Annotated in this window: 19 protein-coding genes and 4 pseudogenes; 3 read left to right on the forward strand and 20 right to left on the reverse strand. The window is 70.8% G+C overall.

Translation table 11 applies throughout. The features are described 5' to 3' along the window. The first annotated feature begins 4 nt into the window (after positions 1–4). Positions 5–3,166, forward strand: coding sequence for a multidrug efflux RND transporter permease subunit (locus AC3AOF_RS32065; RefSeq protein ID WP_488349133.1), 3,162 nt, complete (start codon positions 5–7; stop codon positions 3,164–3,166). Positions 3,167–3,343: 177 nt separating this feature from the next. Here AC3AOF_RS32065 and AC3AOF_RS32070 read toward each other — a convergent pair. After that, positions 3,344–3,454: pseudogene (locus tag AC3AOF_RS32070) on the reverse strand (hypothetical protein); the annotation flags it as partial. Between the two features lie 582 nt (positions 3,455–4,036). Here AC3AOF_RS32070 and AC3AOF_RS32075 point away from each other — a divergent pair. Next, positions 4,037–4,144, forward strand: a pseudogene (locus AC3AOF_RS32075) (IS6 family transposase); the annotation flags it as partial. Between the two features lie 110 nt (positions 4,145–4,254). Here the strand turns inward: AC3AOF_RS32075 and AC3AOF_RS32080 are convergent. The 5 genes and pseudogenes from AC3AOF_RS32080 to AC3AOF_RS32100 form a co-directional block, all read right to left on the reverse strand. Next, a pseudogene (locus AC3AOF_RS32080) lies at positions 4,255–5,384 on the reverse strand (ABC transporter permease). A gap of 7 nt (positions 5,385–5,391) precedes the next feature. Beyond that, positions 5,392–8,124, reverse strand: coding sequence for a ribosome-associated ATPase/putative transporter RbbA (rbbA, locus tag AC3AOF_RS32085; protein ID WP_488349134.1), 2,733 nt, complete (start codon positions 8,122–8,124; stop codon positions 5,392–5,394). Then, positions 8,121–9,422 (reverse strand): HlyD family secretion protein, encoded by a 1,302-nt coding sequence (locus tag AC3AOF_RS32090; protein WP_488349135.1) that lies wholly within the window; start codon positions 9,420–9,422, stop codon positions 8,121–8,123. Before AC3AOF_RS32090 ends, rbbA begins: the two co-directional genes overlap by 4 nt. A gap of 34 nt (positions 9,423–9,456) precedes the next feature. Continuing rightward, positions 9,457–10,254, reverse strand: coding sequence for a CBS domain-containing protein (locus AC3AOF_RS32095; RefSeq protein ID WP_488349136.1), 798 nt, complete (start codon positions 10,252–10,254; stop codon positions 9,457–9,459). Between the two features lie 215 nt (positions 10,255–10,469). Beyond that, positions 10,470–10,945: pseudogene (locus AC3AOF_RS32100) on the reverse strand (IS3 family transposase); the annotation flags it as partial. 338 nt (positions 10,946–11,283) lie between these two features. Between AC3AOF_RS32100 and AC3AOF_RS32105 the strand changes: the two are divergent. Next, positions 11,284–12,066 (forward strand): serine protease, encoded by a 783-nt coding sequence (locus AC3AOF_RS32105; protein ID WP_488349137.1) that lies wholly within the window; start codon positions 11,284–11,286, stop codon positions 12,064–12,066. Positions 12,067–12,079: 13 nt separating this feature from the next. On the opposite strand, the gene AC3AOF_RS32110 is transcribed toward AC3AOF_RS32105, so the two are convergent. From AC3AOF_RS32110 to moxJ, 14 genes are all read right to left on the reverse strand, one after another. Further along, positions 12,080–12,433, reverse strand: coding sequence for a hypothetical protein (locus tag AC3AOF_RS32110; RefSeq protein WP_236993341.1), 354 nt, complete (start codon positions 12,431–12,433; stop codon positions 12,080–12,082). Beyond that, the gene (locus AC3AOF_RS32115; protein ID WP_488349138.1) at positions 12,430–12,945 is read right to left on the reverse strand and encodes a response regulator; all 516 of its coding nucleotides are present in this window, start codon (positions 12,943–12,945) and stop codon (positions 12,430–12,432) included. The genes AC3AOF_RS32110 and AC3AOF_RS32115 overlap by 4 nt, the downstream gene beginning before the upstream one ends. A 55-nt stretch (positions 12,946–13,000) precedes the next feature. Next, positions 13,001–13,546, reverse strand: coding sequence for a hypothetical protein (locus AC3AOF_RS32120; RefSeq protein WP_236993339.1), 546 nt, complete (start codon positions 13,544–13,546; stop codon positions 13,001–13,003). Beyond that, the gene (locus AC3AOF_RS32125; RefSeq protein ID WP_236993338.1) at positions 13,543–14,481 is read right to left on the reverse strand and encodes a beta-propeller fold lactonase family protein; all 939 of its coding nucleotides are present in this window, start codon (positions 14,479–14,481) and stop codon (positions 13,543–13,545) included. Before AC3AOF_RS32125 ends, AC3AOF_RS32120 begins: the two co-directional genes overlap by 4 nt. Then, entirely contained in the window at positions 14,478–15,029 is a 552-nt protein-coding gene (locus AC3AOF_RS32130; RefSeq protein ID WP_236993337.1) for an SRPBCC family protein, read from the reverse strand. Before AC3AOF_RS32130 ends, AC3AOF_RS32125 begins: the two co-directional genes overlap by 4 nt. A 3-nt stretch (positions 15,030–15,032) precedes the next feature. After that, complete coding sequence (locus AC3AOF_RS32135) at positions 15,033–16,028, reverse strand: vWA domain-containing protein (RefSeq protein ID WP_236993336.1); 996 nt, start codon at positions 16,026–16,028, stop codon at positions 15,033–15,035. After that, positions 16,025–16,624, reverse strand: a complete 600-nt coding sequence (locus AC3AOF_RS32140; RefSeq protein ID WP_488349139.1) for an MxaK protein — start codon at positions 16,622–16,624, stop codon at positions 16,025–16,027. The genes AC3AOF_RS32135 and AC3AOF_RS32140 overlap by 4 nt, the downstream gene beginning before the upstream one ends. Next, complete coding sequence (locus AC3AOF_RS32145) at positions 16,621–17,679, reverse strand: vWA domain-containing protein (protein ID WP_488349140.1); 1,059 nt, start codon at positions 17,677–17,679, stop codon at positions 16,621–16,623. Before AC3AOF_RS32145 ends, AC3AOF_RS32140 begins: the two co-directional genes overlap by 4 nt. Further along, positions 17,676–18,662, reverse strand: a complete 987-nt coding sequence (locus AC3AOF_RS32150) for a nonribosomal peptide synthetase MxaA (RefSeq protein WP_488349141.1) — start codon at positions 18,660–18,662, stop codon at positions 17,676–17,678. Before AC3AOF_RS32150 ends, AC3AOF_RS32145 begins: the two co-directional genes overlap by 4 nt. Beyond that, positions 18,659–19,501, reverse strand: a complete 843-nt coding sequence (locus AC3AOF_RS32155; RefSeq protein ID WP_488349142.1) for a DUF58 domain-containing protein — start codon at positions 19,499–19,501, stop codon at positions 18,659–18,661. The genes AC3AOF_RS32150 and AC3AOF_RS32155 overlap by 4 nt, the downstream gene beginning before the upstream one ends. Beyond that, positions 19,498–20,547: an AAA family ATPase gene (locus AC3AOF_RS32160; protein WP_488349143.1), complete on the reverse strand. Its 1,050-nt coding sequence runs from the start codon at positions 20,545–20,547 to the stop codon at positions 19,498–19,500. Before AC3AOF_RS32160 ends, AC3AOF_RS32155 begins: the two co-directional genes overlap by 4 nt. A 73-nt stretch (positions 20,548–20,620) precedes the next feature. Continuing rightward, on the reverse strand, positions 20,621–20,911 hold the full coding sequence (locus tag AC3AOF_RS32165; protein ID WP_236993330.1) for a methanol dehydrogenase [cytochrome c] subunit: 291 nt from the start codon (positions 20,909–20,911) through the stop codon (positions 20,621–20,623). Between the two features lie 98 nt (positions 20,912–21,009). Next, positions 21,010–21,606, reverse strand: coding sequence for a cytochrome c(L), periplasmic (gene moxG, locus AC3AOF_RS32170; protein ID WP_236993329.1), 597 nt, complete (start codon positions 21,604–21,606; stop codon positions 21,010–21,012). A 63-nt stretch (positions 21,607–21,669) separates the two neighbouring features. Continuing rightward, positions 21,670–22,569, reverse strand: a complete 900-nt coding sequence (moxJ, locus tag AC3AOF_RS32175; RefSeq protein ID WP_488349144.1) for a methanol oxidation system protein MoxJ — start codon at positions 22,567–22,569, stop codon at positions 21,670–21,672. Positions 22,570–22,621: the final 52 nt, after the last annotated feature.

Consider the following 22,621-nt stretch of genomic DNA (forward strand, 5'->3'; position numbering starts at 1 on the left):
CGCCATGACCCGCTTCTTCATCGCGCGCCCGATCTTCGCCTGGGCGATCTCCATCTTCGTCATGATGGTGGGGGCGATCTCCATCGCCTACCTGCCGGTCTCGCAATACCCGGACGTGGCCCCGGTCACGATCCAGGTCACGGCGACCTATCCGGGCGCCCCACCCGAGCGGCTCTACGACGGCGTCACCCGCATCATCGAGGAGGAGCTCAATGGCATCCCGGGGCTGATGTACTTCGAGAGCACCAGCGACACCTCCGGAATGGCCCAGATCACGGCCTCGTTCGCGCCGGGCTCGGACCCGTCGAAGGCGACGGTCGCGGTCCAGAACCGGATCAAGCGCATCGAGGCGCGCCTTCCGCGCGCCGTGACCCAGCAGGGTGTCACGGTCGAGGAGGCGAGCACCAGCTTCCTCCAGTTCGTCACCGTCTCCTCGAAGGACGCCACCTTGAGCGAGACCGATCTCGGCGACCTCGCCGCACGCCGTCTGCTGGGCGAACTCAGGCGCGTGCCGGGGGTGGGCCGCGCCACCCTGTTCTCTTCGGAGAAGGCGCTGCGCATCTGGATCGACCTGGTCAAGCTCGTCGGCCTCGGCATGACGCCAGGCGACGTGACGGCCGCCGTCGGCGCGCAGAACGCGCAGGTCGCCTCGGGCGTCGTCGGCGCCCAACCGGCGCGGGAAGGCCAGCGCATCGCCGCCAACGTGCTGGTGAAGGGCCAACTCACCACCGTCGCCGAGTTCGGGGAGATCGTGCTGCGCGCGAACCCGGACGGCTCGCTGGTGCGCCTGCGCGACGTCGCCGAGATCGAGCTCGGCAGCCAATCCTACGTGATGCAGACCCGCCTCGACGGTCGCCCCGCCGCCGGCATCGGCATCCAGCTCGCGCCCGGCGCCAACGCGCTCGCCGCCGCGAGCGGAGTGAAGGCGAAGCTCGCCCAGCTCCAGCGCACGCTGCCGGCCAATGTCAGCGTCACCGTGCCCTACGACACCACGCCCTTCGTCGAGGTCTCGATCAGGAAGGTGCTGACGACGCTCGCCGAGGCGATGGCGCTCGTCTTCGCGGTGATGTTCCTGTTCCTCCAGAACGTCCGCTACACCCTGATCCCGACCATCGTCGTGCCGGTGGCCCTGCTCGGCACCTGCGGCGCGCTCCTGCTCGCCGGCTTCTCGATCAACGTGCTGACGATGTTCGGCATGGTGCTGGCCATCGGCATCCTCGTCGACGACGCCATCGTGGTGGTCGAGAACGTCGAGCGCATCATGGGCGAGGAGGGGCTCCCCCCGCGGGAAGCGACCGCCAAGGCCATGGGCCAGATCACCGGCGCCATCGTGGGCATCACCGCGGTGCTGGTCGCGGTGTTCGTGCCGCTCGCCTTCTTCCCGGGCTCGGTCGGGGTGATCTACCGCCAGTTCGCGGTCAGCATGGCGACCTCCATCGCCTTCTCGGCCTTCCTGGCGCTGTCGCTCACGCCCGCCCTCTGCGCCACCCTGCTGAAGCCCGTCGAGGCCGGTCACGCCAAGGGCGGGTTCTTCGGCTGGTTCAACCGCCGCTTCCGCGCCGGCACGCTGGCCTACCGGTCCGGCGTCGCGGGACTGCTGCGCCGGCCGGTGCGGGCGCTCCTCGTCTACGCCCTGCTCGTCGCCGCGCTCGGCTGGGGCTACCTGCGGATGCCGGGAAGCTTCCTGCCCGTCGAGGACCAGGGCTACCTCATGGTCGATGCCCAGACCCCACCGGAATCGGCGACCGAGCGCACGCTCGATGTGGCCAAGCGCATCGAGGAGCATTTCGCGCGTGAGCCCGGTGTCGACAGCCAGACCCTGCTGCTCGGGTTCGGTTTCTCCGGCCAGGGCCAGAACGCGGCGCTCAACTTCGTCGGGCTGAAGCCCTGGGGCGAGCGCGGCCCGGACGACGGCGCCGACGCCATCGCCGCCCGGGCCAACGCCGCGCTCGGGGGAGTGCCGGACGCCATCGCCATGTCGCTCTCGCCGCCGGCCATCGACTCTCTCGGCAATTCCAGCGGCTTCGCCTTCCGCCTCCAGGACAAGGGCCAGCAGGGCCATGCGGCGCTGGCCGCCGCCCGTGACCAGTTGCTCAAGGCCGCGAGCCAGAGCCCGGTCCTCGCCGGCGTCTACGTCGAGGGGCTGCCGACCGCGCCGCAGATCGAGCTCGTCCTCGACCGGCAGAAGGCCAACGCGCTCGGCGTCACCTTCGCCGACATCAACGACGCGCTCTCGACCAGCCTCGGCTCGGCCTACGTCAACGACTTCCCGAACCAGGCGCGGATGCAGCGGGTCGTCGTCCAGGCCGAGGCGTCCCGGCGGATGCGGGCCGAGGACCTGCTCGATCTCAACGTCCGCAACGCCAAGGGACAGATGGTCCCGCTGCAATCCTTCGCCCGCGTCTCGTGGGCGATGGGCCCGTCGCAGGTCGTCGGCTTCAACGGCTATCCGAGCATCAAGATCTCCGGCAGCGCGGCGCCCGGCTACGCCAGCGGCGACGCCATGGCGGAGATGGAGCGGCTGGCCGGGCAATTGCCGCCGGGCTTCGACTTCGCCTGGACCGGGCAGTCTCTGCAGGAGAAGCTGTCGGGCTCCCAGGCCGTCTACCTGCTCGCGCTGGCGCTGTTCTGCGTCTTCCTCTGCCTCGCCGCGCTCTACGAGAGCTGGTCGATCCCGCTCGCCGTGCTGCTCGTGGTGCCGACCGGCGTGGTCGGCGCCGTCTTCGCCATGCTGCTGCGGGACATGCCGAACGACGTCTACTTCAAGGTCGGCCTGATCACGGTGATCGGCTTGACGGCGAAGAACGCCATCCTGATCATCGAGGTGGCCAAGGATCTCGTCGCGCAGGGCCGGTCCCTGCACGAGGCGGCGCTGGAGGCGTGCGAGCTGCGCTTCCGGCCCATCGTCATGACCTCGTTCGCCTTCATCCTCGGCGTGGTGCCGCTCGCCGTCGCGACGGGGGCCAGCATGAACAGCCAGCGGGCCATCGGCACCGGCGTGCTCGGCGGAATGGTCACCGCGACGGTGCTCGCCGTCTTCGTCACGCCGCTCCTGTACGTCCTGATCGCGAAGGCATTTGGGTCACACAAGCAGCGCAGCGGTGGGAACGGCGAGGCGGTGCGACCGGTCGCGGCCCTGCAGGCGGGGTCGCCCCGGTTGGGGTGATGGTCAGCAGGTTGTTGGAGCTGTGCGCCACTCCGCCGGTCAGCTGGCCGACCGCTTCCATCTTCTGCGACTGCCGTAAGGCCTCTGGGTGCTCGCGAGCTCGGCCTCGGCGCATAGGCGGGCCGAGATGTCGTTGGCGTAGTGGAACGCCTCGACGACGCGTCCGTCCTCGCCTCGCAGCGGCGAGTACGACACCTCCCAGCAGGGCTTGGCCCTGTCCAGGTTGCCGAACTCTTCGGTGAGGGTGAAGACCTCGCCGGTCGGGGCGCGGGCCATGAGCGCCCGCATGACGGTCGCCCGGGGTCCGCTTCTCCACTCGAAGCAGATGTCTCATCTGGTCAGCCGCTAGTTCTGCAAAGGCTCGGTAGTTCGCATACCGTTTGTTCGGCTGTGCGCCAGTTGCGGACGTAAGCGCTCGGTGACGCTCCGAAAAACCCGGAGCGGTTCAGTTGCGTCGTAGGACTTCGGAGCGCCGGCTTCCCGTTCGCGAAGATGATCGCATGAGCTTGGCGGAGCGCATGCTGCTGAAGGGCGTCCCCTACGGGCCGCGCCCTACTCGCCGCCTGCGGCGGCTCCCCGAACCCGCTGCGCGGTTTCGGCCCTGTGGGTGACGGTCGACTGACGCGGTGCGCGGTGACCTGTGGCCGAAATCACTTGGTGGGCCATCCGCCCGAACCGGCCTCAAGGCCGCAAGGTCCTTGACCCCGGCCCGGTCGCCTGGCGCTGGGCTGCCGACGGCTTCGACGCCTTGGAGGGCGTCTACACCGCCTCTCCGGGTCCTGCTCGCCCTCGCGTAAGGGAGGCGTATGGAACCAGCCATGCTGAATCCGCCACCAGCAATCGCAGCTGACCCAACTCGGTCATTCGGAGTGGATGCGCAAGGGCTTCGGGTTCTCGGGAGCATGCATCATCCGCGAGCAGGACTATCTGCTCACCACATGCTTCGGTCTTCCCATCGAGAGTAAAGTGTCGAAATAGGGGCAAATAGCCCTTGCTGAGATGCATAGCCGAGTTTGCGATAGGATCCCGAAGCGAAGCCCTTTCATGCAGCCGTCGCATGTGGACCTGCAGATTGCTATTGTCCACGATCATCCTCCCGTCTCCGCCTTTGCCATATGGCGGAACCGAAGAAGCGACAGGATCAGGACGAGGCTCCCGATGCCAGCGATGATGACGAGCCGCGGCCATACAACGTCCGGCCCGGCGCTGCGGTACAAAACAGCTTGGGCGAAGGCGACAAAATGCACTGTTGGTGAAGCCTGGAGCGCTGCTGATAGCCAAGGTGGCATGCTCTCGAGTGGTGTATTGCTGCCCGACAGCATGGCGAGCGGCAGGTAGATCAGCAAATACAGTAGGCCGAGCTGCGGCATTGAGCGCGCGACTGTGCCGAGATAGAGCCCGACCGCCGTGGCAAAGAACAGGTAGATCGCGGTGCCGAAGAGGAATAGCGGCAGCGACCCGGCGAGGGGCACCCGTAGCAGGCCGCGCACGATCACTACCAGCGACAGGCCCACCGCCGTCAGGATGACTGCGCCGTTGGCCCAGATCTTCGCCAGCGCGATCTCCAGGGGCGTGACGGGCATGACCATCAGGTGATCGAGGGTGCCGCGCTCGCGCTCGCGCACGATCGCGGCCCCGGCCAGGATGATTGCCAGCATGGTGACGCTGTTGAGGATCCCCATGACGCTGGTGAACCAAGCGGTTTCCACGTTGGGGTTGTAGGCGATCCGCGATACGAGGGTCACGGGTGCGGGCGCCGCCGCCCGACCTCGGGTGAGGTACCGGGCGATCTCGTCAGCGAGGATCTGCTGCGCGTAGGTCGCCCCGAGTCCGGCCTGGACCATCGCGGTGGCGTCGACCTCGAGCTTCAGCACCGGGTGGCGTCGGGCCAGGAGATCGCGGGCGAAGTGCGGCGGCACGTCGAGGACGAGGGTGTAGCGGCCGCATCCATCGCGGGCGCGACGTCGCGCGCGGCGAGGGGTACCGGTGGCCGAAACAGGGGCGGCAGGAAGGCCCCGGCGATGCGGCGCGAGAGCGGCGAGCGATCCTCGTCGACGATCGCCACCGAGGCGTTGCGTACCTCCTGCGAGCCGCTGCGCGCCTGTGCCAGGATCGCGAGGGAGAAGCTGTAGAGGACGAGGCCGATCAGCACGGTGTCGGTCAGGACGCTGCGCAGCTCCTTGATACCCAGCCAGAAGATCGTCGCAGCTCGTCGCATCGCCGCTTCACGCTTCTTGCCCGCGCAGTAGCGCGACGGCGAGCAGGGTCAGGATCGGCACGAACAGCGCTAGCGTCCCGAGGGTGACGTACAGATCGGACAATCCGAGCCCCTTGGTGAAGGCGCCGACGCTGATCGGCAGGTAGTAGCTCATCGGAAAGAGCGCACCGATGACCCTGGCGACCCCGGCGAGAGAGGAAACCGGCACCAGCATCCCGGAGAACATCGTAGCCGGCAGAACGGTCAGGATCGCGGTTCCGAACAGGGCCGCGATCTGGGTGCGTGCGAAGGTCGAGACCAGCATTCCATAGGCCGTGGTCGAAAAGACGTAGATCAGCGTGCCGAGGACGAGCGTCGGGCCGCTGCCCCGCAGGGGGACCCGGAAAACCGCGACCGCCAAGCCGACCATCAGGGCGAAGTTGACCATCGCGACGGCGGCGTAAGGCACCTGCTTGCCGAGCAGGAATTCGAGCCGGGTGAGCGGCGTGGCGTAGAGGTTGACGATCGAGCCGAGTTCGCGCTCGCGTACCACCGCGAGCGCCATCAGGATCGCCGGGATCAGGGCGAGCTGGAGCGCGATCTGCGCCGGCACCATGGCGTAGATGCTGTCGAAGGTCGGGTTGTAGGTGAACCGCACCGCGACGTCCGCCGGGAGGGCCATCTGCGCCGGCAGGCGCAATGCGAGCGGATCGGCGAGGACGCGCTCGTGCAGGGCGGCGAGATAGCCGCGGATCGTCTGCGCCACGAACGGCCGCGCCCCGTCGATCCGGGCCGCGATCTCCGTCGGGCGCCCGCGCGCGACGTCGCGCCCGAAATGCGGCGGGATCTCCACCGCCGCGGCGATCTCGCCGCCCGCGAGCCGCCGGTCGAGATCCGCATCGTCGGCGAGCGGTGCCCGCTCGACGAAGTACGGCGAGCCGCGCAGGGCCTCGAGGTAGGCGCGGCTGGCGTGGCTCCGGTCGCGATCGAGCACCGCGACGGTGAGGCTGTTGACGTCGGTGGAGATGCCGAAGCCGAAGACGAGCATCAGGAAGCTCGTGCCCAGCACCGCGAAGGCGAGCCGAACCCGGTCGCGCAGGAGCTCGAGCGTCTCACGCAGGCTGCAGGCGAGGAGCCGGCGCAGGCTGAAGAGCGGCGGCGACGCTGGGGGACCGCCGGGTGCCAGGGTGATGTCCTCGGCATGGGGTAAGCGGCCCCGGGCGCCCGCGGCCTTTTCCAGGACCGCCACGAAGGCGTCCTCGAGGTCAGCGGCGCCGTTCGCGGCGACAAGGCCTGCCGGGGTGTCGGTGGCGAGAACGCGGCCGGCATCCATGAGGGCGATGCGGTCGCAGCGCTCCGCCTCGTTCATGAAATGGGTCGAGACAAAGATCGTCACCCCCTGCCCGCGTGCGAGATCGGAGAGCAGCGCCCAGAACCGGTCGCGGGCGAGCGGGTCGACGCCGGAGGTCGGCTCGTCGAGGATGAGGAGGTCGGGGCCGTGCACGATGGCGACGGCGAGGGACAGGCGCTGGCGCAGGCCCAGGGGCAGGTCCTGCGCGCGGGTATCCGCGTGGGCGCCGAGCCCGAACGACCCGATCAGCCCGGCGACCCGGGCCCGCATCCCGTCGCGGGGCAGATGGAACAGCCGCGCGTGCAGGACGAGGTTCTGCCGGACGCTCAGCTCGCCGTAGAGCGAGAAGGATTGCGACATATAGCCGACCCGGCGGCGCGCCGCCCGGTCGCCGGGGTCGAGCGGCCGGCCGAACAGCAGGATGTCTCCGGCGCTCGGCGGCGTCAGGCCGGTCAGCATCCGCATCGTCGTGGTCTTGCCGCAGCCGTTGGAGCCGACGAAGCCGAAGATCTCGCCGCGCCGGATGGTGAAGCTCACGTCGTCCACCGCCGTGAAGTCGCCGAACCGGCACGTCAGCCCTCGTGCGGTGATGATCGGCTCGGCCAGCTCCTCACTCCGGGCCGGGGCCGGGCAGGCGGATGCGGCGCGCCCACCGGTGAGAGAGATGAAGGCGGCTTCGAGATCCGCCGTTCCGGTGGCGCGCCGGAGTTCCTCCGGGGCGCCACCGGCGACGACCCGGCCGCCATCCATGGCGACGAGCCAGTCGAATCCTTCGGCCTCCCGCAAATCGGCGGTGGCGACCAGGATCGAGAGGCCGGGGCGGGCTGCGCGGATCCGGCCGATCAAGCGCCAGAACTGCCGCCGCGAGAGCGGGTCGATCCCGGTCGTCGGCTCGTCGAGGATCAGGAGATCGGGATCGTGGACCAGGGCGCAGCAAAGCCCAAGCTTCTGCTTCATGCCGCCCGAGAGCTTGCCGGCCTCCCGGCCGGCGAAGGGGGTAAGGCCGGTCCCGGCCAGCAGGAGGCGGACGCGCTCCTCTCGCTCCGGTCCGCCCTGGCCGAACAGACGCGCGAAGGAGAGGATGTTCTCTCGAACGGTTAGGCCCGCATAGAGGTTGCGGCCGAGTCCCTGGGGCATGTAGGCGATGCGGGCGCGGATCGCGGCGCGATGGTGGGCCTGTGCGACATCGCCGCCGAGCACCCACGCCCGTCCCGCCTGGATCCGCCTAGTGCCCGCCAGGATCGACAGAAGCGTGGACTTGCCGACGCCGTCCGGGCCGACCAGCCCGACGAGCCGACCAGCGGGCAGCGCGAGCGTGACGCGATCGAGCGCCGCCCGCCCGCCGTAGCGGTGCGACAGCGCGGCGACGGCGGCGACCGCTGCCCCGGGATCGCAAGCGGCGGCTCTCATCGGCCCCCCGTCGCAGCGGCCGGAGGTGGGCTGGGGGCAAGCCGCGCGGGCCAGGCGACGGCCTCGTCGGTGCGCACGACGCCAACCCCGGGCAGCCCGGTCCGCACCAAGGCCTCGCGTCCCCTCAATCGCTCGGGGTCGACCCGCAGGCGAATGCGGAATAGCAGCTTGTCCCGCTCGTCCTTCGTCTCGACGGTCTTCGGCGTGAACTGCGCCTCGCTCGCCACGAATACTGCTCGGGCGGGAATGACGTGGTCCGGGTAGGCATCGAGCACGACGCGCCCCTCGGCCCCGATCCGGACGCGCCCGGCCTGGGTCGTCGGCAGGTAGACGTCCATGTAGACGTACCCTGCATCGAGCATGGTGAACACCCGGCCGCCGGCCGCCAGCACCTCGCCGACATTCGCGATGCGGTACTGGATCGGCCCGTCGCGAGGAGCGGTCAGGGAATTGTCCGCGATGTTGACACGCACGTACTCGACGTTGTGGCGTGCAGCGTCCCGGGCGTGCTGGACGGCGCCGACCCGGGCAGCAGCCGCGTCGCGGGCGGCCGCGGCCCCGTCGGCCGCGTGGCGGGCGGCGAGTAGCGCTTGGTCGGCGGCCCCGACTCTCGCGGTAGCGGCGCCTTGCGCCGCAATGGCACCGTCCAGGGCCTGCTGGCGGGTGTCGAGCGTCTGGCGCGTGGCAAAGCCTCGCGTGACGAGGGCGCCGGTGCGAGCGAGTTCCTGCTGCGCCAGGCGCGCCACAGTCCGCGCCTGTTCGAGATTGGCGTTCGCTTCCTCGACGCTCCGCCGGGCCTGTGACACTGCGGCCTCGCCGGCGAGCACCGCTCGCTCCTGCTGGGCGAGGATCTTGCCGGCTTCCTCGACCGTGCGCTCGGCCTGCCCCGCCAGAGCCTCGGCCTGGCTCTCCTGCTCCTGAAGGTCGCGAGTGTCCATGACGGCGACGATTTGGCCAGCCCGCACCATGTCGCCCTCGTCGACCAGAAGCCGGGCGATGCGGCCGGCGAACTTGGTGTCGATGTCGATCTCGTCGGCCTCGAGCCGCCCGTTTCCCTGTGCGAAGCCCGGCGGCAGTGCGGGTGGGCGGACGCGCCACCAGGCGAAGCCGGCCGCTACCCCGATCAGGAGGGCCGCGAGCAGCCCGAACCAGATGCCGTGCCGCCTGCCCGTCCGGCCGGCCGGCAGGACTGCCTGCGGTGCGGGAACGAGCGCCTGCCCCGGAGCGATGCCAGCGGGTGCCGGGCTCTCCGCAACGGGCGTGGCCGCGGTAAGAGGAGGCGCGGAAAGAGAGGTCACGGTTGTGGGCTGCGCTCCCGCACCGGTGGGACGATCAGGCGGTGGACGCATTGGCCGCTGGCGCCGCTTCTCCTGGGCGCACCTCTTGTTGGATCTCTTGCCGCGCCGCCTCGTCCGGCACGAAGATGACCTCGCCCGAGAGCGGCTCGATCAGGATCAGGTGGTCGTGCAGGCCGGTCACGCCCGGCACGGTTCCGACCGCGGCGTGCACGGCGCTGCGCTCCCTCTCGTCGGTGATGGCTCCCGCGAGGTCGACCAGGCCATCGCGGACCATGACCGAAATCTGCGCAGCGGGGATGCACGGCACACGCACGAACTCGGCCAGGATGTCGCGGCGGATGGCGGCGTCTCTGCGCGGTGCGGCGGAGGTGGGGGCCCGCATCGCCTCGGCCAGCGCCCGAACGACGTCGGCGCGGGCAACAATACCGACCATACGGCCCGTGCACAGCACCGGCAGGCGCTTGACTTGGTGGCGTTCCATCAGGGCGACGATCTCGGCGAGAGAGGCGTCCTTGCCGACCGTGACCACCTCCCGGGTCATGACCTCGTCGACCCGCCTGCCGTAGGCACGAGCATACTCGGCGGAGAGTCGTCCGGGGCTGAGCAGGTATTGCAGCCAGCGCGGTCGCTCCCGCTCGGTGCCGAGCTCGCTCCGACGCAGGAGGTCGCCCTCGCTGATGATGCCGACGAGCTGCCCGTCCCGGTCCGTGACCGGCAGCGCGCTGATCCGCCGGTCCATCATCAGGTCGATGGCCTGGGCGACGGTCGCGTCGGCGGGGATGCAGGCGACCTGCCGCGACATGATCTCACGAGCGCGGATCTGGGCGTACATGCGGGGTTCTCCGGACGCTGGCAGCGGCATGCGGAAAATGTGCGGAGGCGTAGCGCCGTACCGCTCCGCTACCAGCATGGGCGCGCGGGCAGGTCCGGCCTTGATCCAGCGCAAACGACCGCCCGCCTCCTGCGCCAAGGCTGACCCTCGGCTGCGCGGCCACGACGCAGCGCAGCGGGAGGGATGATCCTCCCCCGTTTGCGCGGATACCGGGGTTAGCCTGCGTTCCGCCCGGCCTGCTCGGGCGTGATGTCGCCGAGAGCCGAGTGGAGGCGCTGTCGATTGTCGTAGCCCTCGATGTAGGCGAACAGGTCGCGGCGAGGGTCATCGCGGGTCGCCCATCGTCGCTGATGGACGAGGTCGACCTTGAGGGTGTGGAAGAAGCTCTCCATCGGAGCATCGTCGGAGCAGCAGCCGGCGCGGCTCACGGATGGCATCGCCCGGAGATCGGCGAGTTGCCTGCGGTAAGCCTCCGCCGCGGACTGGCTGCCACGATCCGAATGACAGATGAGCCCGGCAGAGGGGCGCTGCCGTTGGGTGGCCATCATCGAAGCGGCCGATGTCAACTCGGTCCGCATGTGGTCGCGCATCGACCAGCTGACGATCTTGCGAGTGGCGGGATCAAGGACGGCAGCCAGGTAGAGCCACCCTTTTTGCCGTGGGCAGGTCGGTTGATGTCTGCCAGCCAGGCCTGGTTGGAACTCGCGTCGCCTCTTCGCCATCAAACACCCTCCCCGCCCGAAACGAGCGTATCAGAGGTGTCCGCGAAACCGAGGGAGGATCACCGGCCAGTTCCTCATCCAGCAGGTTGCGATCGACACCCGCATGCTCCCAGCTGCCGAGCGGGTCGCGCACGTCAGAAACCTGCTGTCCGACGAGTGATTCCGCCGCTCCGCGTCACTGCTCCCGGTTGACGCTTCGGCACCGGGCATTCTTCATTGGCGTCGGCTGGGCTGGGATATCTCGGCGCCAGATTTTGGGAAAGACTTCGAGGCGGTCACGGCCATGCCCCATTCGGGACGATGCATCTTGGCTGCGGTAGCGGTCGGCACCGCCCTGTCCGGACCGGCGGCGGCCGGCGATGGAAGGCTGGCCGCGCTCTATCCGCAGGATGGCCGTCGGGCCATGACCGGCGCGGATTTCGCCAGGTTCCCCGGTGCAGGAATCCTCTTCTGCCGGGATGCCTCGGGCGTGCCGAAGCGGGCCGCCGCCGCCTGGCTGATCGCAGGGCCGCGGGTCGTCATGCTCAACGCCCACAATTTCCGGAGCCGGCGGCTCGAGGTCACCCGCGCGGTGGCGGATTGCTTCTTCCAGATCGCCGGCCGCAACTACGATTTCGAGCCGGACAGCCTGCAACTCGGGGTCCGGCCCGGCGCGGAGGCGCTGCACATCACGGATGACTGGGCGCTGCTCCACCTCAAGGAGCCGGTCACGGCAGCGGTCGCGCAGCCGATCCCGGACGCAGCGGGTGGGCTGCGAACGGGGAGCGGGGCCATCACGGTGACGATGGTCTCGCCGGCCGGCCACGAGAATTTCGGCAGCGCGACCAGCCTCGAGGCCTGCGCCATCCGGCAGATCGACCCGCCGGGCGAGGACGGCATCCGGCAGGCCCGGCACGATTGCAACAACGGCTATGGCGGATCCGGCTCCGGGCTGTTCGATGCCGGTGGCAGCCTGATCGCGATGCACAGCGCGTCCCTGTCGATGAACTCCCGCCGCCCCTACGACGGCGAGTTCCATCACGGCTCGGCCCTGCTGCTCGAGGGCGCCCTCGTCGATGCCCTGCGCGATGCAGTCCTCCGCACCCGGTGACCGGTCGGCACGATCAGCCAGGACCAAGCAGGCCCGGCACCACCGTTCCGTTCGGACCGAAACTCTCCTGCGCCCGCCGGCAGCTCGCCTCCGGGTCCTTCTGGTAGGCCTGGGTGTAGGCGGCCGAGCGGATCAGCGCCTCGCCGTGGGACAAAGCCGCGAGATCGGTGCCGAGCCGCTCCACCACCTCGCGGAACCGGGCGTAGTCGGGCTTCGTGCCGGGACAGGATTCGGCCACGAACCGGACCAACCCGGCGAGCTTGACGGCGTCATTGCTGACCGCGACCTTGTCGGCTGGACTCACGCCGTCGGCGGCCTCGGCCGCCGTGAGCACGAGAGCGAACAACGAAATGGCATGGAGGATCAAGACAGGCTCCATAGGTGGTGGCGGGTATCTTGGTGGATATCGTTACGGATATCTTGGCGGACATCTTGGCGGACATCTTGGCGGAACCGATGTGGCACCGCCTCTCGTCGCGCGACGGCGAGGCGATGGTCGATCGACACCATCCCCGCGCGCACCCGATGGAAGGCCGCCAGCAGGTCGGAGGTCGTGGTGTCTTTGAGCAGGTAGCCGGTCGCCCCGGCGGCCAGAGCGCGGGCGACGACGGTCGGATCATCGTGCATGCTGAATACGAGAATGCGCGTCTCCGGCGCGAGGGCGCGGATGCGCGCGATCAGCCAGAGCCCGGAGAGGGAGCCGTCGCGATACGTCAGGTCCGCCACGACGACGGCGGGCCGGTTCGCAACGAAGCAGCGATAGCCTTCTTCGACATCGCTCGCGCAGTAGACGGCCGCAAGGGCTTCCTCGAACACCATGCCGCAAGCCCTTAGAATGACAGGGTGATCGTCGACGACGAGGACGCTGCTGTCGGGCATGGCGTTCATCTCCCTTGTGCTCGATGGGCAGACATCCGACCCGCATGCCGATCGGTCACCGGGCCACCGGCACGCCGGTGGCTTGCGCCGCGTAACTCATCCGAAGGCGATCGAGGGCCGCGTCATGGTCGGCTCCGCCGGCCCGCAGGGTCAGGTATTGCTGGCACAGGCTGCCGTAGAGTTGCCGACGCCCGGTGGGAGCCGCGACCGTCGTCAGCCCGGCGATCAAGGTGTCGGGCGCCGGCGCGTTCGCCATCATGCCGGCCACCTGCGCCGTGCGGTTGGCGATCATGCGCGGATCCTCGATGAAGTGCGGCCGGGCCCGCACCAGGGCCGCCTGCAGGCTCGCCACGGCCGCATCGCCCGGCGGCAACGTCCGCCCGGCGGCGCGGGCAGCGAGCCAGCGGGCGGGATCGGTGCGGTCGTCCGGCGTCAGCCAGTCGGAGCGGGCGCCGTCGTCGCGACGGGCGACGATGGCGGCAGGAGGCTCGTCGCGGGCTTCCTCCCGGGCCGGCTCGTCGCCGCACGCCGCCAGCACCACGAGGACGAGAGCGGCGGATCCCAGATGGACTCCCCTGCCGGCGGCCGATCCGGGATTCATCGGAGGGAGACCGCGAGGCCGCGGGGGCCGTCCGCCAGGGGCAGCCGCGCCAGTTCCCGGCGCGAGCGCGGATCGACGAGGGAGAGATCGCCCGAGAACCAGTTGGCGACGGCGACGCGGCCGTCCTCGAGGGCCAGCACACCCTCGGGGTAACGGCCGACCGCGACCTCGCCGTCCGGTGCCAGGCGGTCGGCCGACACAAGGGCGACGCTGCCGGCATGCTGGCGGCTCACCACGACCGTGCGCCCGTCCACCGTCACGGCAACGCCGTAGGGCATCGCCCCGACCGGCACGGTGGCGATGTGGGCGAGCGTCCGGGCGTCGATGACGGTGAGGTCGTTGCTGCGCACGTTCGCCACGTAGAGCCGCTCTCCGTCGGGGCCCAGCGCCACGGCGAACGGCCCGTCGCCGGTGGCCGCGGTGCCGCTCACCCGCATCCCGGCCGTGTCGATCGCGACGACCCGGCGATGCTCGCGGTCGGCGACGTAGAGGCGGGCGCCGGTGCGGTCGAGGACGAGACCGGCGGGATCGGGGACCGGCACGGCCGGGCCGGCGGCCTCGCCGGTCCTGGGATCGCGCCGCACCACCTCGCCCCGGCGCCAGTCGCCGACGTAGAGTGCGGATCCGTCGGGCGCGGCGGCGATGCCGAAGGGCGAGCCCGGATGGTCCAGGCGGGCGATCACCCGTCCGGCGGGACCGTCGATCACCGAGATCGCCTTGTGGTCGGGATGGGTGACGTAGACCCGTCCTCCCGGCCCCGCCGCGAGCCCCGCCGGGCCGGGCCCGACCGGGATCGTGGCGATGACCCGGGGGGCAGCGGGATCGATGCGAGACACCACCCCGCCATCCTGGCTCGCGACGTAGATCTCGGCCGCGAGAGCGGTTGGCCCGAAGGACGGCATGGAGAGGAGTACGGTGAGGAGGAGCGCCCTCACGGGCCGCCCTCCACCTTGGCCTTCAGCCCGGCGAGCCCCGCCTCGAGATAGGCCTTCATGGTAGCCCGGCCGGCCGCATCGCTCAGCTCCTCCGGCGGCTCGTTGCCGGTATCGCCGCGGTAGAAGCGCCCGAACCACGACACCTTGCTGCCCGCCCCCTCCGGCGTCACCGTCAGGGTCGCCGAGTAGGACGAGACCGGCAGGGCCTTCAGGTCGGGATCGTCGAGACGGTACGAGTAGCTGCGCCGGGCCGCGTCGTATTCGTCGAGGCTCTCGTGCAGGACGCCGCCGTTCTTGAGCGTCAAGGTCCGGGTGTCGCCATTCTTGGTGCCGTCGCCTTTGCTCGTGCCGCTCGCGACGAGGGGGTTCCAGCCGGCGATCCCCGCGAAGTTGCCGGCGACCGCCCAGACCTTGTCGGGTGGGGCCGCGATGGTGACCGTGGCCTCGATCTTCTGCGGGGTCGGCCCGTGGGCGAGCGCCGCCGTCGCAAGGCCGAACGTCGCCGCGACGAGGAGGCCGCCGAACAGGGAATCGTGGAACCGACGCATGCTTTACGCTCCGTGACGAAGGCGGGAGACGGTCTCGCGCAGGCGGGCGTGCCAGGGCAGGAGACCGAACAGGACGAGGAGGGCGGCGAGCGCCGCCCCGCCGAGGAGAGGACGCAGGTCGAGCCGGACCGGGCGCGTCCGCGGCGTCGCCGCCGCCGTGAGGGCGCCCGCGAGGCCCCCCGGCGCGTCGAGGGGCGCGTAGGCGAGGCCGGTCTCGGCCGCGAGCCGGCGCAGGTAGGATTCCCGCACCGAGGACAGGTGCTCCTGGCCGGGAGCGGCACTGGCGCCGAAGGGGGCGTTGCGCGGGTTGTAGCCCTCGCGGGTCTCCGCATCCGGCGGCGGCGGGCCGAACCGGTTCTCGTGCGGCACGTCGGCGGCGCCGTAGAAGCCGATCTCGCGGCCGCGATCGTCGTAGCGCGGGATCGGCGACGGGGCATGGCCGCCGGCGCCGACGATCAGCCCGCGCACCGCGCCGGGCTTGCCCTCGAAGGCGGGACCGCCGCGGGCCGGCAGAGGCGGCGCCTCGTGGCCATCGGTGACGAAGACGAGGTCGCTGCCGAGATCCGCCGCCAGCCCGATCGCCCGGAACAGGCCCGCGGCGACCCGGCTGTCGCCCTCCCAGCCCATGCGCCAGTCGAGACCCGCGAGGGCGCCGTCGAGGGCGGCGAAATCGGCGCAGGTCTCGATCGGCTCGAACAGCAGGAAGGTGCGCCGCTCGGCGAACAGACCGAGACCGAGGCGCGAGCCGCAAGGGAGAGACGCCGCGAGGTCCCGCAAGGTCGCCTTGGCCTTGTCGAGCCGGCTCACCGGCTTTCCTTGAAGGCGCTCGTCGCGGGTGTTCATGCTGCCGGTGATGTCGATCACCACCACGGCCTCGACGCGCTGCCCCGTGACGGAGAGGTGCGGCGCGACGCCTGTCAGCGCCGTGAGGGCGAACGCCCCGGCGAGCCACCGGCCGCGGGTGTCGGCGGCGAGCCGTGCGACGGGAGCCGGGATCACGGCAGCCCCCGCGGCTGGCCCGGGATGTCGGTCCAGATCTTCTTCGGGTCGGCGGGCATCTCCTCGCCCTGCTCGCGCCCGCGCTCGGGGAAGTCGCGCACGAGGCGCGAGGCGACGTCGAGGTTGAACTTGGCGTCCCAGGCCTCGGGCCGGAGCGTCAGCGCGCGGCGATAGGCCTGCCGGGCGAGCCCGACGAGCGGGGTTGCCGGCTCCAGGTCGCCCGCCTCCAGCTTGGCGAAGGCCTGCCGCAGCCGCGCGTTGCCCAACGCGATCTGCGCCAGCGCGCGCAGGGCCGGCGAGCCACTGCCGTCGAGGGCGGCGATCAGCGGCTCGGCCTCGTCGAGGCGTTCGCGGGCGGCGAGGAACCGGATGCGGGCCAGCAGTAGTTCCGGAACGGCATCGGCGGCGACGGGACGATCGTGGCCGGCCTCGAGCGCCGCGATGGCGTGGTTGGCGCTCATCTCGCGCCATGCGAGGCCGGCGCAGGCGAGCGCGCCTGCCGCGCCGGCGAGCGGCAGTGCGGCGAGCAGGACCGGTCGAACCGGCCCCCAAGCCCGCCGCAGGACGCGCGCAAGGGAAGGACGAGTGGCGGTCATGCGGCGCGCCTGGTCTCGCGGGAGGCCGCCGGGCGGGACGCGGACGTTCGGGTCGCCAACTCGGTCTCGGCGAGCTTGGCCCCCAGGAGCAGCCCCATGGCCAAGGCGGCGAGGCCGTAGGCGAACCCGGCGAGATCGCGCTGCGGACGCCGCTCGGTGTAGGAGATGGGTTTACGCTCCTGGCGGTCGATCTCGCGGATCGCCTCCTCGACCGCCTGCGCGCTCTCGGCCTCGAAGGCGCGGTAGGGCACGCCGAGACTCTTGAAGAACAGGTCGAGATGACGCTCGGGCGCCGCCTGCGGCGTGTCCTCGCCCGCCGGACGGTCGGCGAGGCCCGGCGAGCCGGCCGTGCGCAGGAAGAGCCAGTACAGGGTCGGATGAATCTTCGCGAATTCCTCCCGCAGGAGGGGCTGGACGCGCCGGTCGATGACCGCCGCCCCGTCGGAGACGAGCAGCAGCACGCGCGCGGCCTGCGGCGCGCTCGCGCCGAACTGCGCCAGGGCCAGGCCGAGGCCGCGGGCGACGTTGGTCGCCTCCAGGCCCGGACGGTCGATCGCCCGGATCGCCGCCCGCACGGCGTCGTGGCGGTCGGTCATCGGCAGCACCGCCATCGGCGAGGTCGAAAACGCCGAGACCGCGACGAGATCGTGCGCCCGGCGGCCGACGAACCCTTCGAGGATCCGCCGCGAGGCGGCGGCCTTCGACTCCTCGGGCCCGGACGGCTGCCTGCCGGCGAAGGTCTCGTTCATGCTGCCGCTGCGGTCGATGAGGAGCGAGATTTGCGCCCCCTCCCCCGTCCGCACCAGGCTCTCGCCGACGAGGTGCGGCCCGGCCAGCGCGAGGACCAGGAACCCGATCGCCGCCATGCCGGCGAGCGTCAGCGCCGCATCGACGAGGCGCGACAGCCCGTCGGCCGGGACCATGGCGAGGGCGGGCACCGGAATGCGCGTCTGCGCGGACGCGGCGAGCGGCAGCAGCGCCAGCGGGAGCAGCCACAGCCAGGCCGGGGCCGTCACCCCGAAGCGGCCGAAGAGAGCCATCAGGGAAGCGGTCATGGCTGTCCGTCCGCATGCGCCGCCCGCTCCGCCGCGGCGAGGCGGCGGGCGGTCGCGACGAGGTCGGGCAACGGCCAGTCGCGCTGGGCCACCGACGGATCGCGGCCGAAGAAGACCTCGCGGGAGGCCCGGAAGAACCGGTCAAGCGGTTGGGCCAGGGCGGCGTAGGCGGGATGCCGGACGAGGAAGCCTGCCAGATCCTCACCCATCACCCGCCGGCCGTCCGTGCGGTCGAGGCCGCGATGGAGCGCCAGCAACGCCTCGCGATAGGCGGCCTCGGCGTCACGGCGGGCGGCGTTCCGGCGCACCTGCCGCCAGGCCGCCGCGAAGGCCCGGGCCGGCCGGTGCCGGAACGGCCACCATGCCCGGTCGCGGGCGAGAGCCAGAAGGCCTGCGAGGCTCAAAGCCGCGAAGGCCCAGGCGAGCGCACGGGGCAAAGCCGGATCACGGCGGGGATTCGGGCTCTCGGGCCGGAGATACTCGACCGGATCGGCGACAGGCGGTGGCTGGATCTCGCGCAAGGGCGACACGCTGATCGGCCAGCTCGGCACCTCGGCGACGGCGCTGGTCGTCGCCCGCGGAGCCTCGCTGGCGAAGGTCACGGTGAAGGCCGGCACGTCGAGGCGGCGCACGTCGAGGGCGGCGTAGAAGGTCTGGTACGTGAGCGACAGGCGCCAGAGCCGGTTCCCGTCCCGCACAGGCCCGGGCGCGACCGCAACGTGAGTGAGGTCGAGCCAGTAGGTCAGCGGCCCCGGCTTCGGCAGCGAGGCGGCTTGCGGCGCAAAGCCGTCCGCGGCCTCGATTTCGACCGTGGCGCCGAAACGGTCGCCGACGAAGAGCCCGAACGGCCGCGCAGAGCGCACCACCACCGACCCGATCTGAGCCTCGGCCGGCAATGGCAGGCAAACGGACAGGAGTCCGGCCATCACCACGACCCTGACCTCCCGCGCGACCCATCGCGGCTTGACCGCGCGCGTCCTCATGCGGCGGTCCCGAGCAGGTGGCGGGAGAAATCGTCGCCGTCGAAGCGGTCCGCCAAGCGGTAGGGCGGCCTTCCGTGCCGGAGGGCGAGGCGGCGAAAGGCCTCCCGTCGCTCGGCCTCGCGGGCGAGCCAGCGCGTGCGCAGCGAAGGCCGCATCAGCACCCGCCGTCGTCCGCCGCCCTCCAAGTCCTCCAGCTCGATCAGCCCGAAGGCCGGCAGGCCCTCCTCGAGAGCGCCATCCTCGACCGCGACAGGAACCACGTCGTGGCCCTGGAGCCGTTCGAACACGGCGCCGATCAGTGCCTCGGGCAGGCGGAAATCCGAGACCACCATCACGAGCTTGCGCCGGCCCGCGAGGAACGCGGCCGCCGTGAGGAGTCCGTCGGCGCTCGTCCCCCGGGGCCGGATCGCCGCGAGCCTGTCCGCGACGGCGTCGGCGGTGCCGCGCCGGCGCGAGGCCGGCAGCATCAGGTCCGGCCCGGCACCGCAGCCGATGAGCCCGAAGGCGTCGCCGATCCGGGTCGCCGAGCGGGCGAGCGCGATGCAAAGCTCCATCGCCAGGGCCCAGGCATCGCCCTCGCCCCGGAAGCGCATCGACGCCGAGACATCCAGGAGCACCCAGACCTCCAGCGCCCGGCGCTCCTCGAACCGGCGCACCACGACGCCCTCGAACGGGTCGCGCAGGGTCGCCCGCAGGTCGATGCGGCGGGCATCGGGGTGGCGCCAGAACGGCACCTGGTCGCGAAAGACGCCGATGCCACCGATCTCGCGCGAGCGGTGGGCGCCGGGGCCCGGACCGGCGGCAGGGCCGCGCAGGCGGTAGAGGATGTCCCCGGTCACGGCGCCGGCACCGTATTGAGCACCGCCCGGCACAGGGCCGGCACGATCTGCTCCCGGCGCATCTCGTAGACCGGTTCGAGGAAGATCCGGTGCGCCATCGTCTCGGGAAAGACCGCGCGCAGATCCTCGGGCAGCAGCATGTTGCGGCCCTCGAGCCAGGCCCGGACCCGGGCGGCGCGGATCAGGAAGGCGATGCCGCGCGGGCTCGCCCCGCCCTGGACCAGGGCGTCCATGGCGACGTCCGGCAGGGTGATACCGGCCTGCCCCGGCTCCCGGATCGCCGACCATAGCCGGACGACGTAGTCCTCGAGCGCCGGGCTGGCATGAATGCCGTGCTGGATCGCCGCCGCGATGCCGGCGACCGACGCCTGGTCGATCACGTCCGGGGCGACCTCTTCGATCAGCGCATCGGTGTCGTGGAAGAGCGGATCGAAGGCGAGGCGACGGCGCATGCCCGGATCGGTCGGCGCCTCCATGCCGATCTCCATCAGGAACCGGTCGCGGGCCGCCGCCGGCAATTCGAAGGTCTCTTCGCGCTCGACCCGGTTGCGGTCGGCGAAGACCTGGAGACGGGGAAACCGGTACTCGCGGTTGAAGGCCGACACGCTGCGCTCGGCCATCAGCCGCAGGAGCAGGGAATGGACCTGGGGCCGCGCGCGGTTGATCTCGTTGAAGAAGAACACCGAGAGGTCTTCGGACCGGCGCAGCACCGGGCCGGGCTCGATCCGTGGCCTTCCATCCTCCGCGAGGTAGGTATGGTAGATGAGGTCGGCCGGCATCATGTCGACCGTGCCCTCGACGCGCTCGTAGGCGCCGCCGAGCGCCCGCGCCACCGCCCGCAGCAGGGTGGTCTTCCCGACGCCGACATCGCCCTCTAGCAGCACGTGGCCGCGGGCGAAGATCGCGATGGTGACGAGCCGGATCGCCCTGTGCTGGCCGATCACCGCCTTGGCGATCTCCGCTTCGAAGCGCAGGGCGACCTGGCGCCAGTCGGCGATTTGGCGCCAGTCGGTCGGGGCCGCATCGGCCGGCCGGATCGGGTTCATGCGGATCGACGACTCCGGGACTGTCGCGGGCAGGGGGGAGCGCGGCGCGCGACGGCGCCGCGCGGATGGGAAGTTACTGCGCCGCGATCTTGCTGACGTCGTATTCCCACTTGCCGGTCTTCTTGAAGTTCTCGACGCGCTTCTTGTTGCGCTCCTCCATCGCCTGGATGGAGGCGGCTTGCTTGTTCAGCTCCTTGGGGTCGTGCTTGGGATCGTACTTCGTCCCGGCGATCTTGTCGGGGAAGCCGGGCTTGGGCTCCCAGCAATCGCCGGCGGCCTTGCACTTCGTCCCGTCATAGGCGAGCGCGGGAACGGCCGCTCCGGCGAGCAGGGCGAGGGTCGCGGCGGCGAGGGTCAGGCGCATGGTGTTCCTCCTATCGTCATCGTGTTCGAGGCGGGGGCCGGGGCACGGATCCGGCGGTGGCACCCCGAGCCGCGACCGCGGCTCGGGATCGGACGCCGTCAGGACTTGCCGCTCTTGGCGCACATCCCGGGCGGATCATCGGGGAAAGTCTCGCCGAGCTTGTAGGGGGTGTACTTCTTCTTCTGCTCGTCGTTCAGCCACTCGGCGTCCTTGACCGGTCCCGTGTAGAGGTGACGGACCCAGGCGGTGACCTGGAGCATGTCGTCGAGGGTCAGGCTCTCGTTGTGCGGCCCCATCTGACCGTTGGCGCCGCCGAATACCGTCGAGAACAGACCGGCATCGGTCGTGTTCTGGGGATATGTCCAGTAATTGTCGGCGAGGCCGGGGCCGATCTTGCCCTCGCCGATGTGGCCGTGACAGCCGGAGCAGGCGGCGAGAAAGGTCTGCTCGCCCTTCTTCAGGCAGCTCGCATCGGTGATGTAGGGGTTGTGGCCGGTGGCGAGGAACTGCTTCACGCCGGGCGTGTCCTTGCCCTCCGGCAGCACGTCGCTCAAGTCGAGCTTCTCGCCGGTGACGACGTTGCGCAGATCGACGGCACTGCTCTGCGCCGTGGTGGCGCGCGGCAGGGCACCGAGGCCGGCGATGAGGATGACGAGCCCGAGACTGGCGCCGAGGGCGGTCCTACGCTGGATCATGAACGCTCGCTTCAAGTCGAGGGACCGCGCCCGGCGGTCCGCCAAAGAGGGGGTCGGGAAATGTCAGGAGCCGGTCGGAACCGTCGGCACGCCCTCGTCCTTCAGGATCGCCTCGATCGCCGGGCGCGCCTTGACGAGGGCCTGATCGAGGGCCGCGAGCAACGCGTCGTCGCCGCGGCGCACGCCCATCGACTGGTCGAAGCGCATGGCGACCTTCTGGCCGTCGCTGCGGGCGGCGTCGTCCGCCACCAGGGTCATGCGCAACGGCACGGTCGATGCCTTGACGAAGCGGGCGACGTCCGGGGCGAAGGGGGCTGCGACCTCGGCCTTGCCGCTCGCGACCTCGCCGACGAGGCGGGCGGGATCGATCTGGGTATATTGGTTGCGCGGCGAGCGGAAGTTCACGAGCGAGTAGAGGTAGGCCATGTCCTCCTCGTAGCGCCCGATGTTCTTCAGCATCGCCTCGCTCGGCGAGCCGAACGGCACCGCGACGTGGTTCACGTCCTTGAGGCGCGGATCGGACCAGGACGTGAGGTCGAGCCCGTCCTGCACCCGGGTCACGAAGACGTAGCCGCTGCGGTAATAGGGCTTGGTCGTCAGCACCCGCGGATCGCCGGTATCGAGCCCGGCGACGACGTCGCAGAGCTTCTTGTCGAGGAGGTCGCGCACCAGATAGATCGCGGGCTTGTCCGACCACACGAACTGCACCTTGCGCCCCATCGCCTCGGCGACCGCACCGGCGATGCGGTTCTCGAGGCCGGTGCCGTCCTTGAGCGACAGCGGCGGCTGAGTCGCAGCGCAGACCCGCAGGACGGTGTCGTCTGGGCGCGCCGGAGCCGCGGCGGGCGCCTGGGCCGAGGGTGTCTGGGTGATCGTCTGCGCGATGGCCGGGGTGGTCAGGCCGGCGGCGGCGAGCGTCGCAGAGAGGAGGGACCGGCGCAGAAGTCCGAGCGATCTCAACATGATCGGATCCGTTGTCACGAGAGGCAGCGGGTCGCTCCTCCCCAAGTGGGGA

The sequence above is a fragment of the Methylobacterium sp. 142-1Y genome, from assembly GCF_057747795.1.